This is a genomic window from Amycolatopsis speibonae (genome assembly GCF_042647925.1).
Classification (GTDB): domain Bacteria; phylum Actinomycetota; class Actinomycetes; order Mycobacteriales; family Pseudonocardiaceae; genus Amycolatopsis; species Amycolatopsis speibonae.
Genome location: NZ_JBHRWK010000026.1, coordinates 1 through 15,494, shown reverse-complemented (window position 1 = coordinate 15,494; position 15,494 = coordinate 1). Strand labels below are relative to the sequence as shown.

Sequence of the window (15,494 nt, the reverse complement as noted above, 5' to 3'; positions counted from 1 at the left end):
TGCGCACATGCCGACAGAAGATCTGCTCGCGACCGGTCCGGGACGAGAACGCTCGGACGCCGCCCGTAACCGCGCGAAGATCCTGAAGGCCGCCGAGGAGCTCTTCGCCGCACGTCCGGCCGCGGACGTCACCATGGAGGACATCGCCAAGGCCGCCGGAGTCGGCCGCGCCACGCTGTACCGCCGCTACCCGGACCGCTCGGCGATCGCCGTCGCCCTGCTGGACGAGCACGAGCGGGAACTGCAGGAGCGACTGCTCACCGGCCCTCCCCCACTGGGCCCGGGCGCGCCACCCGCCGAGCGGCTGGCGGCGTTCTACGCGGCGATGACCGGCCTGCTGGCCCGGCACGCGCATCTCGTCCTCGGCACCGAGGTCGGGCATTCACGGTTCACCACCGGCCCGTACCGGCTGTGGCGCACCCACGTCCGCTTCCTCGCCGAGCAGGCGGGCGCGAAGGATCCGGACGCGCTCGCCGACATCCTGCTGGCGCCGCTCGCCCCGGAAGTTTTCCTCTACCAGACCGGCGAACTCGGCCTGAGCCCCGAACGGATCACCGACGCGTTGAGCGAGCAGGCGCGGCGAGCGCTGGCCTGATCAACCGGCGAGGCCGTCGACGACGACCTTCATCACGGCCCGCCAGTGCTCACGCTGCGCGGTGCGCTCTTCGGGCCCGGCGAGCCGCTCCTGATGGAAGACCACGGTCGTCTTGCCCGGCCCTGCCGGACGGAGCCCGACCTGGACCGTGCTCTCGTGGGCCCAGTCCTTCGGCCGCCAGGTGAGGCGGATCTTCTCGCCCTCGCGGTAGCCGCGGACCTCGCCGACGACACCGTCGGCCGTCTCGTACGGAGCACCCTTCTCCGGCTCCAACCGCACGTCACCGAGCCAGGCCGCCAAGCCCGGACCCGAGAGATACTCCCAAACCTGTTCCTGCGGATACGCCACCGTCTTGGACACGCCGACCTCCCACCCCGCGTCCTTCGTCTTCCCGGGCAGCCTCAGCCTCGAACTCATGCTGACCGGCGGCCCGGGGCCGTACGAGCGCTACGAGATCGCGCATACGCCGTCCGGCCTCGCCGAGTGGTTCACCGGCTCCCGGCTGGCGCTGACCGCCCCGCTGACCGACGTCCGGATCCGGCCCGCCGAACTCGCCGCGATCAAGGAACTCCGGGACACGTTCTACCGCGTCGCGCCCGCTCTCGCCCGGGGCGAAGCGCCGTCGGACGACGACCTCGCCCTGCTGAACAGCGCGACCGCGGCGACCCCGAGGCCGCTCGCCGACCCGAAGACACGGAAACTCGCCTGGGCTCCGCCCGTCACCGGGAAACAACTCCTCGGCGCCGTCGCCCGCGACGCCATCGGCCTCGTCGCGGGCGAACGGTCCGGCCGCGTCCGCGAATGTTCCGCGGACGACTGCTACCTGCTGTTCTTCGACACCTCACGGTCGGGCAACCGCCGCTGGTACTCGATGGAGCGCTGTGGCAACCGCGCCAAGATCCGCGCCTACCGCGCGCACCGAAACCGCCTGATCGCTAGGATTCCCGGCGATGCAAGGTGAGGCGAAACTGGAACAGCGCGTCGTGGAGACGGCGGAGAAGCTGCTGTCCAAACGGAAATCGGTGACCGCGCTCGACGTCCTTGCCGGGATCGGCTGGCTGCCGGACCCGGTCCTCAACGCCTGGCACCAGGGCCGGATCCCCGTTCTGTCCGAGGCGCTGCCGGTGAACGCGGAGAAGCTGACCTTCACGCTCGGCGCGCTTCAGCGATGGGCGAAGGGGAAAGCCCTCGAAAGCACGGAGATCGAGCACGTCGGGGCCACCCGCGACCGGACTCGGTTGAAGGCCACCTCGGGTGAGCTGACCGGCCTCGACCCCCTGTTCCGGACGCAGTGGATCATGCCGGGGCTGTCCGAGGCCAAACGAGCGCAAGTCGTCGCCCGGCAGAAGAAGGCGCCGGATCTCATCGTCTCCGTGGCGCTGAAGGACTGGATTTGCGCCGACTGCGGCGGCACCGGCGACCTGCTGTTCCTGGAAAACGAAAAGCCGCACTGCCTCGACTGCGCCGACCTCGGGCATCTGGTCTTCCTGCCCTCGGGCGACACCGCCCTGACCCGCCGCGCGAAGAAGGCGAGCCGGCTTTCCGCCGTGGTCACCCGCTTCAACCGGTCACGGAAACGCAGTGAGCGGCAAGGGCTTCTGGTCGAAGACGCGGCGTTGCGCAGCGCCGAGGAACAATGCCTCGCCGACGAGGACGTCCGGGAACGACGCCGCGGCCGTGATCGCGTGCGGCGCGCACAGGAAGACGTCGAGTTCACCGCCCGGTTCTTCACCGCGATCACCGAGATGTTCCCCGGGTGCCCGCCGGACCGAGCACGCGCCATCGCCGAACACGCGGGCCTGCGCGGCAGCGGCCGGGTGGGCCGCTCCGCCGCCGGGCAGGAACTGGCCGAACGGGCGGTGTTCCTCGCCGTCGTCGCCTCGATCCGGCACCTGGACACCGATTACGACGACTTGCTCATGGCAGGCGTGGAGCGGCAGGCCGCGCGCGACCGCATCCACTCCGCCATCGAAACCGTGCTCGACCGCTGGCGTTCCTGATTACTGTCACGTTCCGGGCGCGAACCTCACAGCAAACCGTGAGAACGAGCCCACTCGCCGAACTCGGCGCCGGTGCAGGGTAAGCGCATGCCCGTGTCGCGGACCAGGTCGATGAGGTTCCCAGCGGCCACCTCGGTCAGCTTCCCATCCTGGCACGCTCGGGCCAGGAGCCAGACTGTTCCGTGAACCTCCAGGCCATACCGCCTGGCCACTCGGATCGCTGCCTGGTCATCGGTTATCGCGGTACAGCCCTCCAGTTCCGCGACGGCGAAAACGCTGGCCTCGCCCCGATCCCGCTCGCCCGCTCCGATCCTTTCCGCCCACTTCACGAAACATTCGAGTTCGCGGATCGTGTCGAGTCGACGCACTTTGATCCATTCGAGCTCCAAGGCATCCTGAAGAGCCGGATGAGCCGCCGCTCCAAGACGCAGTTCCTCGATGACCACATAAGTCGTTCGGCATTCATCGGAAACGAGCAGATCCCGAAGTACATCCAGCCGGTCCGCGCGCGCGAAGTGATTCAGGCACATCGCGTCGAGAACCAAGGGACGGTGAACGGTCACGAGCCGGCGCCCGTCTCGACTCCCGGCAGGTCCTCGATCTCGATCTCTCCGTGCATGAGCTCAACGGCTCTCGCGGGCGTGACGAAGTCCTGCCGCAGGGCCTCCATCACCGCGTGGGCGTAACCGGGAGGAACCCGTACCCCTTCGAGATCGGGCTGTGGAACCCATCCGACAGCGTCTCTGAGCTCCGCTCTCGTCGGCGCGTCGGAGAACCATCTCCCCAGACGATCCCCATCGAGCAGACCGGCGTGCCCCGCCTGCCGCACCGTTAGTGACCACGAAGTACGGAAGACCGCCGACAGCTTGATCAGTTCGCTACGCAGGCCGCTCTTCGCCACCTGTTCCAGCACACTGGACGGAAGCAGGAATTCCGCCGCGAACGCGTCGATGGCGCGCTCCCTGGCCTCACGAGAAGTCGATACGCCGAGGTCCGTCGAGTACTCGTCCCCCAGCACCAGATGCCCCAACTCGTGGGCGGCCGTCGCGCGGCGCCTGCCCGGATCGGCCAATCTGCTGACGACGGACACGCCGAAGTCCCCGTCGATCAGCGAGGCCCCGTCCCCGGGGAGGTCGGCCACCAAAACGTACTGCCCCGCCCGTTCACACTCCGCCACCAGCGTCCGGATCGGTTCTTGCCCCAGCCCATGCCGGCTTCTCAGCCACAAGGCAGCCTCACGCGCTCCCTGCGGATCTGTGACAGCGCGGTCGTACACAGCCGCTTTACCCGGCCTGAGGAGGTCAAGCGCGGCCACTTGCCGGACATCGTCCAGCCAGGCCGTCAGCTTGGCCTCCAACCGGTACGAGTCTCTGGAGAGGACGCTGTCCGTGTCATCGGCCAGGCTGGTCCGCCGCGACAGGACCGGCGGCTGCTCGCGGAGGAAGTGCCCCATGGGCACCTGCAGAACGGCAGCCAGCTTCGCCAGCTCAAGCGCGTCGATCTGCCGACCACCGGACTCGATCTTGGCGATCTTCGTGCGCTCCAAACCGACAGCGCTCGCCAAACCGGCCTGCGACAGGCCGGCCGCCAGCCGGCTCTCTCGGACGCGCTCGCCCACTTCAGCCCATTCCACCGGACCAGTGTGGTGCGATTTTCGCACATTCGTCAAGTCGGGCGTCCATCACCTGCGGACACGCTCGACGTTCATGGCCGCTGTCACGTTCCGGGCGCCGGTCTCGTCCGGGGAGTATGTCCTCCGCCTATCTGACCGTGGCCATCGTGACGATCGTGATCAACGCCGGGATCGCCGCCGCCGACCTCGCGCGTGTCCCGTTCGTCCTCAAGAATTCCGCCGAAGTCGACGTGCCCCCGTCCTGGATCCCGCCGCTGGCCTCCCTGAAGGCGGCGGGCGCGGCCGGGCTGCTGCTCGGTCTGCTCGGGGTGCCGTTCGTCGGGACCGCGGCGGCCGTCGGTCTCGTGCTGTTCTACGTCGGCGCCGTCGCCACCCATGTGCGCGCCCGTGTCTTCTACAACATCGCCTTCCCCGCCGGTTTCCTCGGGCTGGCGGTGGCGACCTTCGTCCTCGATCTCGCTCAGGCCAGGTAGGGACCGAAGTGCTCGGCGACGACGTCCGCGACCGCTTCGGCGTCGCGTGAGCCGTCGATCTCCAGCACCCGGATGCCGAGCCCTTTCGCGGTCCGGACGGCGTCCTCGGCGACAAGCCGATCTCGCTCGATCCGGTTGTGCTGCGCCCGCTCGGGATCGCTGACCCGGTGCACCACCGCGGCGGCGCGAGGCAGGACTCGGAGCTGATGCTCACGGAAGTCATCGGTGGGCACCATGACGATCATCCGCCGCGGCGAATCCAGGAGCGGCGCGACGAGTTCCGGGCGCAGTCCCCAGCCCTCGGCGAGGATCGGGCGCCCGGAGACAAGCGCACGCAGATCGTCCAGTGCCCACTCGAACCGTGTCGGGAACCCGGCGATCGTGTCGGCCGCCATCCGTTCGGGCGTGGTGTCCACCCAGACGGAGTCCGGGTCGGGATCCGCGACGGGCAAACCCTTGCGGCCCCGGTGGGCCACGCGGCGATCCTGGTGGGCGCGCGCGTCGTGGAAGTCGTAGTGGTAGACGGTGATGCCGAGGCGGTACGCCAGCAGCCGGGAGACGGTGGACTTCCCCGCCCACTGGCCACCGCAGATCCACAGCGCTCGCCCGAGCGTGCCGAACGGATCGGCGATTCCGCCGTCAAGGGTCATCGAGGCCTCCAGTCCCGACAGCGAGTAAAGACCCTTTCGTGAGCAGGACCAGCCTCGACGGCGCTTGACCGCGAAGGCACCTGATTCGCTGGGTGATCCGGACACGCTCGCGGACCGCGCCGTCCTGCTCGATCCGGAACAGAAGCCCGCCCTCGTCGGCGATCACGAACCCGCCGTCGACGGACGCGACCGAGGGCACGAATCGCCGGTCGTGGTCGATCCTCCAGCGCGCTGTCCCGTCCGACGCGTCGACCACCGCGCAGCCACCCCGCCGCTCGGCCAGCCACAGCAGGCCACCGCGTCGTTCCACCGCGCGGGGGAAGAGATCTTGCTCGGCGTGGACCAGTGTCTCGGCTTTCCTTTCGGACAGCCGGACGCGGACGACCGAGCGATCGCCGCACCGCACCAGGAAGCCGCCCTCGTCGTCCGGGACGAAGGCGGGCCCGCTGTCGGGTCCGACGAGTGGCCCCGGCAAGGACCAGGTGGCCGACTCACGGCCGTCGTCCCGGTCGATCAAGCACACGGAGTCGCCGCCCGGCTCGCCGATCAGGAACCCGTCAGCGGTGGCGGCCGGAAGCGCCGTGCCGCGGCGATCCTTCGCTCGCCAACGCACATCACCGGTGCGGAGGTCCACAGCGGACAGTGGCGTGCAGCCGCGCCAGCCGCCCACGAGGACGACGTCTTCGTGCACCGCGACATGCCCTGCGAACGAGCCCGGCTCGACCTGCCAGACGTCCTCCCCGGTTTCGACGTCCAGGCAGCGCAATCGGCTGACGTTCTGGGGGATCACCAGGCAGTACTGCCCTTCGATCACGACGTCTCGCGGCCACGTCCCGACCGGGACGTCCCAGCGCACCGAACCATCGGCGGGCTCGAGACCGACCACTCTCGTGCTCCGCTCGTGCACGACCAGATGCCGCGCGGTGACCGCCATCGCGGACGGTGAACCGGCTTGACACAGCGACCGTTCCCAGCGGACGTCGAACACGAGATCAGTTCAGCAGCCGACCGGCCACCACACAACAAAGTTCGCCGAAGCAGGCTTCCGGATACCGACGCGGAGCACTTACGCGCATCGCGCGGTATTGCCGGCCTGAACGCTCCATTTACATAAACTATGAATATAAAGCTGCTATGCTTCGAGCATGAGTCGTCGCGACACCGCTCCTGGCGCGTCCGCCGCCATCGGGGCGGCCCTCTACGGCTTGGCCACCAGGGCCGCGAGACGCCTGCCCCGGGACATGAGCCTGACGTCCGCCGCCACCCTGGCCACCCTGGACCGGACCGGCCCGCGGCGCATCACCGATCTGGCCGCGGTCGAGGGCGTCACCCAGCCCGCGATGACCACCCTGGTCCGGGTGATGGAGGAGTCCGGCCTGGTCGAGCGGCGGGGCGACACGTCCGACAAGCGGGTCACGCTGGTGTGCCTGACCGAGGCCGGCGCCTCCTATGTCCGGACGCGGCGCCAGGCGGGTGTCCGCGCGTTCGATCGGCTGATCGGCGAGCTCTCCGGCGACGAGGTCGAGGCGCTGGTGGCGGCCCTTCCGGCGCTGAAGCATCTGGCAGAGCTCGAAGGCCAGGATCGCGAAGGGCCGAAGCAGTGACCAGGCAGCGGGTCGTGGTGAAGGCGTTCCCGGTGCCGCGTCCCGAGACGCGGCTGCTGGTCCCCGCCCTGATGTTCATCGCCCTGGTCGTGGCGGCGGTCGCCAGCCTCGGGGCGCCACTCATCACCAGCGTGGCGACCTCGTTCCACGTCTCGCTCGGCAGCGCGCAGTGGACGCTGACCGTCGCGCTGCTCAGCGGCGCCGTCGCCACACCGGTCCTGGGCCGGCTCGGAGCCGGCCCGCACCGGCGGGCCACGATCCTCGCCACGCTGGCGGTCGTCGTCGCCGGCAGCGCGCTCACCGTGCTGCCGCTGCCGTTCGCGTGGCTACTGGCCGGCAGGGCGGCCCAAGGCGTCGGGCTCGGGCTGACAGCGCTGATGATGGGCGTGGCCCGGGACCACCTCCCCGAGGAACGCGGCGCGGCCGTGATCGCCCTGATCTCGGTGGTCTCGATCATCGGGGCCGGCGTCGGCTACCCGCTGGCCGCGCTGCTCGCCGAACTCGGCGGAGTACGAGCCGCCTACGGCCTCGGCCTGGTCGTCACCGCCGCCGCCCTCCTGACCGCGTGGCGCTCCATGCCCGAAGCCCCCGAAGGCCGCTCCGCCCGCGTGGGTGTGGCAGGCGCGGTCGTCCTGGCCGCTGCGCTGGTCCTGGTGCTGTTCCTCGCCGGCGAACGGAATCTGTGGAGTCGACACCTCGCTGTGGCGGCGGTCCTCGCCGTCGTCGCGGTGGTGCTGCTCTGCGTCTGGGCCGTCATCGAATCGCGCAGCACGACGCCCCTGGTCGATGTGCGGGCGGTGCGGAACCCGGCGGTCGCCGGGGCGAACCTCGCCATGTTCGTCGGCGGGATCGGCATGTACCTCCTGCTCACGCTCGTCACCCGCTACGCGCAGACGCCGCACGGCGCCGGCTACGGCTTCGGCTTGACCACCTTCGTCGCCGGACTGGTCCTCATCCCGTTCTCGGTGCTGGGGTTCGTCGCCGGCAAGCTCACGCCGTGGGTCCGGACGCGGATCGCCGACCCCCTGCTCCTGGCCGGCAGCGCCGTCGTGGTCGGAGGCGGGTTCGCCCTGTTCGCGGCGGCCCGGTCGGACCCGGCCGAACTGTTCGCGGCGATGGGCGTGCTCGGCTTCGGCGTCGGCGGCTTCTCGGCCGCGATGCCCGGCGTCATCCTGGCCGTCACCCCCAAGACCGAGACGTCGAGCGCCATGAGCTTCAACTACGTCATCCGCAGCGTCGGGTACTCCCTGGGCAGCGCCATCGGCGGCCTGATCCTCGCCGCGGGCACCGGCCCCGGCCACCTCTTCCCCGACGACAGCGCCTACACCACCGCGGCGCTGGTGGGCATCGGCGCCATGGCGATCACGACGCTGACAAGCCTCGCTCTCGCCCGCCGACGCTCGCCCAAGACCAACCCGTAAGTCAGATGTACTCATCCCAACACTGGAGGTTCGATGCCCAAGGGCTACTGGGTCAGCGTCTACCCCGCCATCACAGACCCTGAGGGGCTTGATGCCTACAACGAACTGGCTGGTCTGGCCGTCAAGGCCGCGGGCGGGCGGGTGGTCGCGCGCGGTGGCAGCAGGGTCGTCGCACACGAAGCCGGAATCGCCGAGCGCGTCGTCCTGATCGAGTTCGACAGCTTCGAACAGGCGGCCGCCGCCTACGAGAGTGCGGCCTATCAGAAGGCGTTGGCCGCGCTCCCCGACGGCTTCGAGCGCGACTTCCGCGTCGTCGAAGGAATCGGCTGACCGACGTCCAGCCGGACCTTCACTGAAGGACCCTGCCGGGAGCCCGCCTCGACGGCGGGCTCCCCTTCCAGGCCGCACATCATCCGGCTATGCGGACGATGCCCGATCCGTTTCAGCTGCAGCCGGAGGTCGCTCCGCACCCTTCGCAGGCGTAGCACGAACCGGCGGGCCGCATCTTGGTGCCGCACGTCATGCAGAGCGGCGCGTCGGAAGCGGTGCCGAGGTTCAGTTCCACCAGTTCCGCCGTCGAATGCGCCACCTTGGCGGGTGCCGCGGCCGACGAGTCCACAGTGGACCGAAGGGCGTCGATGTCGACGTTCTCCGGTTCCGCGGCGGGAGTCGCGCCGTAGGTCGCCTCGACCTGTGCCGAGCGCTCGTCGGCGGTGAAGATGCCTAGCTGCGAACGCTTCTCGTACGGCAGGTAGTCCAGCGCCAGCCTGCGGAACAGATAGTCCATGACACTGGTGGCGATCCGGATGTCCGGGTCGTCGGTCAGGCCGGCGGGCTCGAAGCGCAGGTTGGAGAACTTCGAAACGTAGAACTCCAGCGGGATCCCGTGCTGCAGGCCGACCGAGATCGACATGGAGAACGCGTCCATCACACCCGAGAGGGTCGAACCCTGCTTGCCGAGCTTCACGAAGATCTCGCCGAGCCCGTCGTCCGGATAGGAACCGGCGTGCAGGTAACCCTCGGCGCCGCCGACGGTGAACGACACCGTCTGGCTCGGGCGCTTCTTCGGGAGGCGCTTGCGGACCGGCCGGTACTCGACGACCTTTTCGGCCTCGGGCTCGGCCTTCTCCTTCTTTCCGCTGGACAGCGGCTGGCCGACCTTGCAGTTGTCGCGGTAGATCGCGAGCGCCTTGAGGCCGTGCTTCCAGCCCTGGAAGTAGATCTCCTCGACCTCTTCGACGGTCGCCGACTCCGGCATGTTGACCGTCTTGGAGATCGCACCGGACAGGAACGGCTGCACCGCGGCCATCATCCGGACGTGCCCCATCGGCGCGATGGACCGCTCCCCCACCGCGCAGTCGAACACCTCGTAATGCTCCTGGCGCAGGCTCGGGGCGTCGACGACGTGACCGTGCTGGGCGATGTACTCGACGATCGCTTCGACCTGCTCGGCCTGGTAGCCGAGCGCGGCCAGGGCGCGGGGGATGGTCTGGTTGACGATCTGCATCGAACCGCCGCCGACCAGCTTCTTGAACTTGACCAGCGAGAAGTCCGGCTCGATGCCGGTCGTGTCGCAGTCCATCATGAAGCCGATGGTGCCGGTGGGGGCGAGCACCGAGGCCTGCGCGTTGCGCCAGCCGCCGGCCTCGCCCAGTTCGATGCCGCGCTTCCACTCCTGGGTCGCGAGCGCGCGGACCTCGGCGTCGTTGGCGTGGTGGGTCCGCACCAGTTCGTTGGCGGCGGCGTGCTTGCGCATGACCCGCTGGTGCGCCTCGGCGTTGCGCGCGTAGCCCTCGTACGGCCCGACGACCGCGGCGAGTTCGGCCGAGCGCCGGTACGAAACGCCGGTCATCAGTGACGTGATCGCGGCGGCGAGCGCGCGGCCTCCGTCGGAATCGTAGGCGTGCCCGAGCGCCATCAGCAGCGCGCCGAGGTTCGCGTAGCCGATGCCCAGCTGGCGGAACTTGCGGGTGGTGTCGCCGATCGCCTCGGTCGGGAAGTCGGCGAAGCAGATCGAGATGTCCATCGCGGTGATGACCAGCTCGACGGCCTTCGCGAACAGCGGCGCGTCGAAACCGCCGTCTTCGGTGGCGAACTTGAGCAGGTTCAGCGAGGCCAGGTTACAACTGGAGTTGTCCAGGTGCATGTACTCGGAACACGGGTTGGACGCGGTGATCCGGCCCGATTCGGGGCAGGTGTGCCAATCGTTGATCGTGTCGTCGTACTGCAGACCGGGATCCGCGCATTCCCAGGCGGCCTGCGAGATGGTGCGGAACAGCTTCTTGGCGTCGATCCGGTCGAGGACCTCACCGGTCATCCGGGACCGCAGGCCGAAGTCGCCCTGGGACTCGACGGCCTTCATGAACTCGTCGGAGACGCGGACCGAGTTGTTCGCGTTCTGGTACTGGACGGAGGCGATGTCCGAACCGGACAGGTCCATGTCGAACCCGGCGTCACGGAGGACCTTGATCTTCTCCTCTTCGCGGGCCTTGGTCTGCACGAACTCTTCGACATCCGGGTGGTCGACGTCGAGCACGACCATCTTCGCCGCGCGCCGGGTGGCGCCGCCGGACTTGATGGTGCCCGCGGAGGCGTCGGCGCCGCGCATGAAGGACACCGGCCCGGACGCGGTGCCGCCGGAGGACAGCAGCTCACGCGAGGAACGGATGCGGGAGAGGTTCAGGCCGGCACCGGAGCCGCCCTTGAAGATCAGGCCCTCCTCACGGTACCAGTTGAGGATCGACTCCATGGTGTCGTCGACCGAAAGGATGAAACACGCCGAGACCTGCTGCTTCGACGTCGTGCCGACGTTGAACCACACCGGGGAGTTGAAGCTGAACACCTGGTGCAGCAGCATCCACGTCAGCTCGTGCTCGAAGACCTCGGCGTCGGCGGGGCTCGCGAAGTAGCGGTGTTCGCGGCCCGCGTTGACGTAGGAGTGGACGACGCGGTCGATCAGCTGCTTGAGGCTCTGCTCGCGCTGGGGTGAGCCGACGGCGCCGCGGAAGTACTTGCTGGTGACGATGTTCGTCGCGTTGACCGACCAGAAGTCGGGGAACTCGACGCCGCGCTGCTCGAAATTGACCGTGCCATCGCGCCAGTTCGTCATCACGACGTCCCGGTTCTCCCAGGTGACCTGGTCGTACGGGTGGACGCCCTCGGTGGTGAAGACGCGCCGCACGGTGAGCCCACCGGCCTGCTGCTTCTTCTTCCCACTCGTCCGCGTTGTGGCCGGGTTGCCTGTTCCCACGGTCTCGGTCATGGGTCTTTCCCTCACTCCCACGCGGGAGGCGGCATCAGCCGTCTTTCGCGTCTTGATCGCTCTCGTCCGGTGCGGCAGCCATGGCCTCACGAAGGTCCGAGATCTCCTTCTCGAAATCCTCGACCGAGGAGAAGGAGCGGTAGACACTGGCGAACCGGAGATAGGCGACGCCGTCGAGTTCGCGCAAGGGGCCCAGGATCGCCAGGCCGACCTCGTGACTCGGGATCTCCGCCAGCCCCGCCGACCGGATCGACTCCTCGACCCGCTGCGCGAGCTGCTGCAGCGCGTCGTCGTCGACCGGCCTGCCCTGACAGGCGCGGCGCACCCCCCGGACCACCTTGTCCCGGCTGAACTGCTCGGTGACTCCGGACCGTTTGACGACGGCGAGCACCATCGTCTCCGAAGTGGTGAAGCGACGGCCGCAAGCGGCGCACGAGCGCCTCCGCCGGATCGCTTGACCTTCGTCCACCTCTCGGGAGTCGACGACCCGAGAGTCCGCATGCCGGCAGAACGGGCACCTCATCCGCCGATCACCTTCCCCTCCGCGCCGGCCGGTCCCGAGTGGACGCCCGCTCCCGTCGCCACGCAACGACGGAAAAGATCGACCTGTGGATCGATCTGTGGACATCCGGTGGGTGAACACCGGCCAGCTGTGGACAACTGGTACCGAGTCTACCCCAAGCTATGGACCAACTACAGCCATGTAACTACTACATATAGCGGTGGAGACTAGATCGCAGGTCGGACGCACGCAAGCGCAACGGCCGGGTCGATCAGACACGAAAGGGGAGCTCACCCACGACGGGTGAGAGCGGCCTTCAGGATCACCTCCCGCCCTCCGCGACACCTGCCGCGATGGGGACAGTGAGCGGCAGTCCGGGCACGAGGGTGGCGCCTTCCAGGGAATTGAGTTCCTTGATCTTGTCGACGACCGCGCCGGTGTCACTACCTGGCGCGAATCGCGCCGCGAGATCCGCGAGCGTCTCCCCCGTGGAAACGGACACCGTCGTGGTCTGCCGGGGCACCGCGGCGCCCGGGACACCGGCCAGGATCAGACCCAATCCGGTGACGAACCCGGCGACGAGCAAGGCCATCCCGACGAGCGACGGCCACCGGAGCGGGAGCCGCCGGGGCGCCGGGCACGCCGGGGAGGAAGTGGCCACGCCGGGACGACGGCCCGCCACGACCCGCGCCCTCGTCGGCGGGCGCAAGGGTTCGGCGCGCCTGCCTCGCACCACCCGCACGGGCCTGGTGAGCCCTGCCGGAACGGACCCGGGGGAACTGGGCCGCGCCAGTCCCCGATCGGCCAGAATCGACATCGGAACCTCCTCGCAAGTCCTTGCCGCACTCGGCGCCGGGCCCGAACCCGGCGGCCAAGATCGAACACGCGTTCTATCGAACGCCCGTGCGAATGTGTACCACCTTCCACCGACAAAAATCGAGCGACACGGCGTGTCCATCGAACAGATGTTTGAAATCATCGTCCCGGCGGGCTAACGTCGTTGACCAGGGCGTCTGCTGCGCGGACGCCGCCGGTGCCGTGGGCGGGAAGATCGTCCGCCACCGGCGAAGACACGCGAAGTCGGTCCGGGGAACCGGACGTACTGGGAGGCGACGCAGAGATGAAGGAGCGAGACGGTGGCTAAGGAGAGCAAGGCGGGGAAAGCGCCTAGGGGCTCGGGTAAGGTGCGCGCCTTGCCCGAGGTCTACGAGGTGGACGAGACCCTGACTGTGCGGCAGCAGCAGGTTCTCGACGTGATCAAACTGTGGGTGAGCCGCTTCGGCTACCCGCCGAGTGTGCGTGAGATCGGCGAGGCGGTCGGGCTGACCTCGACCTCGTCGGTGTCGCACCAGTTGCAGGCCCTGCAGCGCAAGGGTTATCTGCGACGCGACCCGAACCGCCCGCGTGCGGTGGGGGTGCTCGCCACGACGGACGACAACCCGATGGGCATCGACGTCGAGCAGCCGCAGTCGGCCGCGAAGGCCGCGTACGTGCCGCTTGTCGGCCGGATCGCCGCCGGTGGACCGGTGCTGGCGGAGCAGGCGATCGAAGATGTCTTCCCGCTGCCGCGGGAGATCGTCGGTGAGGGTGAGCTCTTCCTGCTCAGCGTCACCGGTGACTCGATGATCAACGCCGCCATCACCGATGGCGACTGGGTCGTCGTGCGCCAGCAGCCCACGGCCGACCCCGGCGAGATCGTGGCGGCGATGATCGACGGCGAAGCGACGGTCAAGACGTTCAAGCGCAAGGACGGCCACATCTGGCTGATGCCGCACAACGATGCGTACGAGCCCATCCCGGGTGACGACGCCACGATCCTCGGCAAGGTCGTCGCCGTTCTGCGCCGGCTGTAGCCGAGAGCCGCCGTAGTCCAAGCCGGAGTGCGCCGGGATCCCGGGCCGTTCGAGGCCCGGGTCAGGCTCGGCGAGCTTCGGTCAGGCGCGGCGTTTGCGGAGCCTGCCGACCACCAGCAGGCCGCCGATCACGACGATCGCGGCGATACCGACCTGCACGTACGGGAAATCAGATCCCTGGCTCGTGCCACCGGCCGCGGACGTCCCGCCCGACGTGCTGCCCTCGGATTTGGCCGCGTCCACGGCAAGTGCCGCCGCGCCCTTCACCGCGCGGATCTGCTCTCCGACGCCCTCCCCACCGGACAGCAGGGTCCCGTCCGGATCGAAGGCGATCGCCTCGCCCTGCTTCTCGTTCGGCAGGGGCACCCGCACGGGTTCGCGCTGCAGCGCGCTCTTCAGGTCCCCGTCGGTGACGGCGTAGAGATAGGCGTCGGTGTAGGTCCGCAACGCGACCACCGAACCGTCGGCCATCGACGCCGCCCCGGTCACGGTCATCGTCCCGATCGACGCGACCGGCCCTCCCGGCGTCGAGGTCTCCTTGATCTGCAAGGATCCGACGTTTTCCAGCGGGGTCGGGCCAGGGCTGGTGAGCGGCCCGGTCGGCCGGTACACCTTCGAGTCGCCGAACATGTCCTTGGTGATCAGGTACGGCGTGCCCGAACGATCCATGATCAGCGCTTCGACGTCGTGCTGCCCGTCGGGATAGGTGAGCCGGTGGATCTTCGCCTCGCCCTGCGGGGTCAGCGAGATCAGCGCGACCGTGTCCCGCCGCTTGCGGTTGTCGCCGGTGTCGGAAAGCCAGAAGGTGCCATCCGCGGTGCGGGCGAGGTCTTCGGGATCGTATGGATCCGTCGAGGACGAGATGACCTTCTGGACCTTGCAGTCGCGGCCGAGCACGAAGACCTGCGTCTTGGTTCCGCCGTCGTTGAGCGCGTACAGATGCTCGCCGTCGGAAACCAGGCCGGAAAGCTCACTGAGCCGGGAGTCGCTGTTCTTGCACACCGGCTGCGGGGCCGGGACTTCCTGTGCCACGGCGGGAGCCGTCCCGCCGAAGAACGCCGACAGCACGACCACGGTCGCGATAAGCCCCCGCACATCCACCTCCGTACCGTGGAACCCCTGAAGCCCCACACTACGGAGACGTCCGGGACGGCGCGCAGTTCGGTGCGAACGCCGAGATGGCGCGGAATGTCGCGTAGCCCACTTTCAGCGGATAGCGGCTCGTGAGTGGTGAGGACGGTTCTAGTGGCGGGTAGGGCAACGGTGCCGGGTCGACGTGTCCGGCGAGGACGCTAGGTGTCACTCAGGGTGAGGGGTGTGTGGAAATAGGGACGCTCAACGTCCCTATTTCCACACACCCTCCCTGTCCGACCGTCGTGACCGGTCCGGTCACGACAGGACTGTGTGGATTTCCGGTCATCCAACGATGCTGTTGGTTTTCTCTGGTCAGGCGGCTGGGGTGAGGGAGAGGTGGCGGACTGGGCTGGTTCGTGTGGTGGCG

Annotated in this window: 17 protein-coding genes; 8 read left to right on the top strand and 9 right to left on the bottom strand. The window is 68.7% G+C overall.

Going from position 1 to position 15,494, the window contains the following annotated elements; all coding sequences use genetic code 11:
- Positions 1–7 precede the first annotated feature (7 nt).
- Positions 8–595, top strand: a complete 588-nt coding sequence (locus tag ACFOSH_RS19825) for a TetR/AcrR family transcriptional regulator (RefSeq protein ID WP_378240464.1) — start codon at positions 8–10, stop codon at positions 593–595.
- Here ACFOSH_RS19825 and ACFOSH_RS19820 read toward each other — a convergent pair whose 3' ends face one another.
- Entirely contained in the window at positions 596–994 is a 399-nt protein-coding gene (locus ACFOSH_RS19820; protein ID WP_378240542.1) for an SRPBCC family protein, read from the bottom strand. It lies immediately after the preceding gene.
- On the opposite strand from ACFOSH_RS19820, the gene ACFOSH_RS19815 reads away from it, so the two are divergent.
- Positions 948–1,556 (top strand): CGNR zinc finger domain-containing protein, encoded by a 609-nt coding sequence (locus ACFOSH_RS19815; protein ID WP_378240463.1) that lies wholly within the window; start codon positions 948–950, stop codon positions 1,554–1,556. The two genes, ACFOSH_RS19820 and ACFOSH_RS19815, sit on opposite strands and share 47 nt — an antisense overlap.
- The gene (locus ACFOSH_RS19810; protein WP_378240462.1) at positions 1,546–2,595 is read left to right on the top strand and encodes a DUF2293 domain-containing protein; all 1,050 of its coding nucleotides are present in this window, start codon (positions 1,546–1,548) and stop codon (positions 2,593–2,595) included. The genes ACFOSH_RS19815 and ACFOSH_RS19810 overlap by 11 nt, the downstream gene beginning before the upstream one ends.
- Before the next feature lie 26 nt (positions 2,596–2,621).
- Here the strand turns inward: ACFOSH_RS19810 and ACFOSH_RS19805 are convergent, their stop codons facing one another.
- Positions 2,622–3,140 carry a hypothetical protein gene (locus ACFOSH_RS19805; protein WP_378240460.1) on the bottom strand — a complete coding sequence of 173 codons (519 nt, stop codon included), beginning with the start codon at positions 3,138–3,140 and terminating at the stop codon, positions 2,622–2,624.
- A gap of 14 nt (positions 3,141–3,154) precedes the next feature.
- Positions 3,155–4,228 (bottom strand): helix-turn-helix domain-containing protein, encoded by a 1,074-nt coding sequence (locus tag ACFOSH_RS19800; protein ID WP_378240459.1) that lies wholly within the window; start codon positions 4,226–4,228, stop codon positions 3,155–3,157.
- A gap of 116 nt (positions 4,229–4,344) precedes the next feature.
- On the opposite strand from ACFOSH_RS19800, the gene ACFOSH_RS19795 reads away from it, so the two are divergent.
- The gene (locus ACFOSH_RS19795; protein WP_378240458.1) at positions 4,345–4,701 is read left to right on the top strand and encodes a DoxX family protein; all 357 of its coding nucleotides are present in this window, start codon (positions 4,345–4,347) and stop codon (positions 4,699–4,701) included.
- Here the strand turns inward: ACFOSH_RS19795 and ACFOSH_RS19790 are convergent.
- The gene (locus tag ACFOSH_RS19790) at positions 4,689–5,351 is read right to left on the bottom strand and encodes a hypothetical protein (protein WP_378240457.1); all 663 of its coding nucleotides are present in this window, start codon (positions 5,349–5,351) and stop codon (positions 4,689–4,691) included. The two genes, ACFOSH_RS19795 and ACFOSH_RS19790, sit on opposite strands and share 13 nt — an antisense overlap.
- Positions 5,341–6,339: an outer membrane protein assembly factor BamB family protein gene (locus ACFOSH_RS19785; protein ID WP_378240456.1), complete on the bottom strand. Its 999-nt coding sequence runs from the start codon at positions 6,337–6,339 to the stop codon at positions 5,341–5,343. Before ACFOSH_RS19785 ends, ACFOSH_RS19790 begins: the two co-directional genes overlap by 11 nt.
- A 157-nt stretch (positions 6,340–6,496) precedes the next feature.
- On the opposite strand from ACFOSH_RS19785, the gene ACFOSH_RS19780 reads away from it, so the two are divergent.
- Genes ACFOSH_RS19780 through ACFOSH_RS19770 form a run of 3 tightly spaced genes read left to right on the top strand, consistent with a single transcriptional unit; the run spans position 6,497 to position 8,706 of the window.
- Positions 6,497–6,955, top strand: a complete 459-nt coding sequence (locus ACFOSH_RS19780) for a MarR family winged helix-turn-helix transcriptional regulator (protein ID WP_378240455.1) — start codon at positions 6,497–6,499, stop codon at positions 6,953–6,955.
- Positions 6,952–8,376, top strand: a complete 1,425-nt coding sequence (locus ACFOSH_RS19775; protein ID WP_378240454.1) for an MFS transporter — start codon at positions 6,952–6,954, stop codon at positions 8,374–8,376. Before ACFOSH_RS19780 ends, ACFOSH_RS19775 begins: the two co-directional genes overlap by 4 nt.
- A 33-nt stretch (positions 8,377–8,409) precedes the next feature.
- Positions 8,410–8,706, top strand: coding sequence for a DUF1330 domain-containing protein (locus ACFOSH_RS19770; protein WP_378240453.1), 297 nt, complete (start codon positions 8,410–8,412; stop codon positions 8,704–8,706).
- Positions 8,707–8,818: 112 nt separating this feature from the next.
- Here the strand turns inward: ACFOSH_RS19770 and ACFOSH_RS19765 are convergent, their stop codons facing one another.
- The 3 genes from ACFOSH_RS19765 to ACFOSH_RS19755 all read right to left on the bottom strand — a co-directional run bounded on the left by ACFOSH_RS19765 (position 8,819) and on the right by ACFOSH_RS19755 (position 12,957).
- Complete coding sequence (locus tag ACFOSH_RS19765; RefSeq protein ID WP_378240452.1) at positions 8,819–11,638, bottom strand: vitamin B12-dependent ribonucleotide reductase; 2,820 nt, start codon at positions 11,636–11,638, stop codon at positions 8,819–8,821.
- A gap of 34 nt (positions 11,639–11,672) precedes the next feature.
- The gene (gene nrdR, locus ACFOSH_RS19760; RefSeq protein WP_037304189.1) at positions 11,673–12,161 is read right to left on the bottom strand and encodes a transcriptional regulator NrdR; all 489 of its coding nucleotides are present in this window, start codon (positions 12,159–12,161) and stop codon (positions 11,673–11,675) included.
- A 301-nt stretch (positions 12,162–12,462) separates the two neighbouring features.
- Positions 12,463–12,957 (bottom strand): LysM peptidoglycan-binding domain-containing protein, encoded by a 495-nt coding sequence (locus tag ACFOSH_RS19755; protein WP_378240451.1) that lies wholly within the window; start codon positions 12,955–12,957, stop codon positions 12,463–12,465.
- Between the two features lie 319 nt (positions 12,958–13,276).
- Here ACFOSH_RS19755 and lexA point away from each other — a divergent pair, with 319 nt between their 5' ends.
- Positions 13,277–13,993 carry a transcriptional repressor LexA gene (lexA, locus tag ACFOSH_RS19750; protein ID WP_378240450.1) on the top strand — a complete coding sequence of 239 codons (717 nt, stop codon included), beginning with the start codon at positions 13,277–13,279 and terminating at the stop codon, positions 13,991–13,993.
- An 81-nt stretch (positions 13,994–14,074) separates the two neighbouring features.
- Here the strand turns inward: lexA and ACFOSH_RS19745 are convergent, their stop codons facing one another.
- Complete coding sequence (locus ACFOSH_RS19745; RefSeq protein WP_378240449.1) at positions 14,075–15,088, bottom strand: hypothetical protein; 1,014 nt, start codon at positions 15,086–15,088, stop codon at positions 14,075–14,077.
- Positions 15,089–15,494 lie beyond the last annotated feature (406 nt).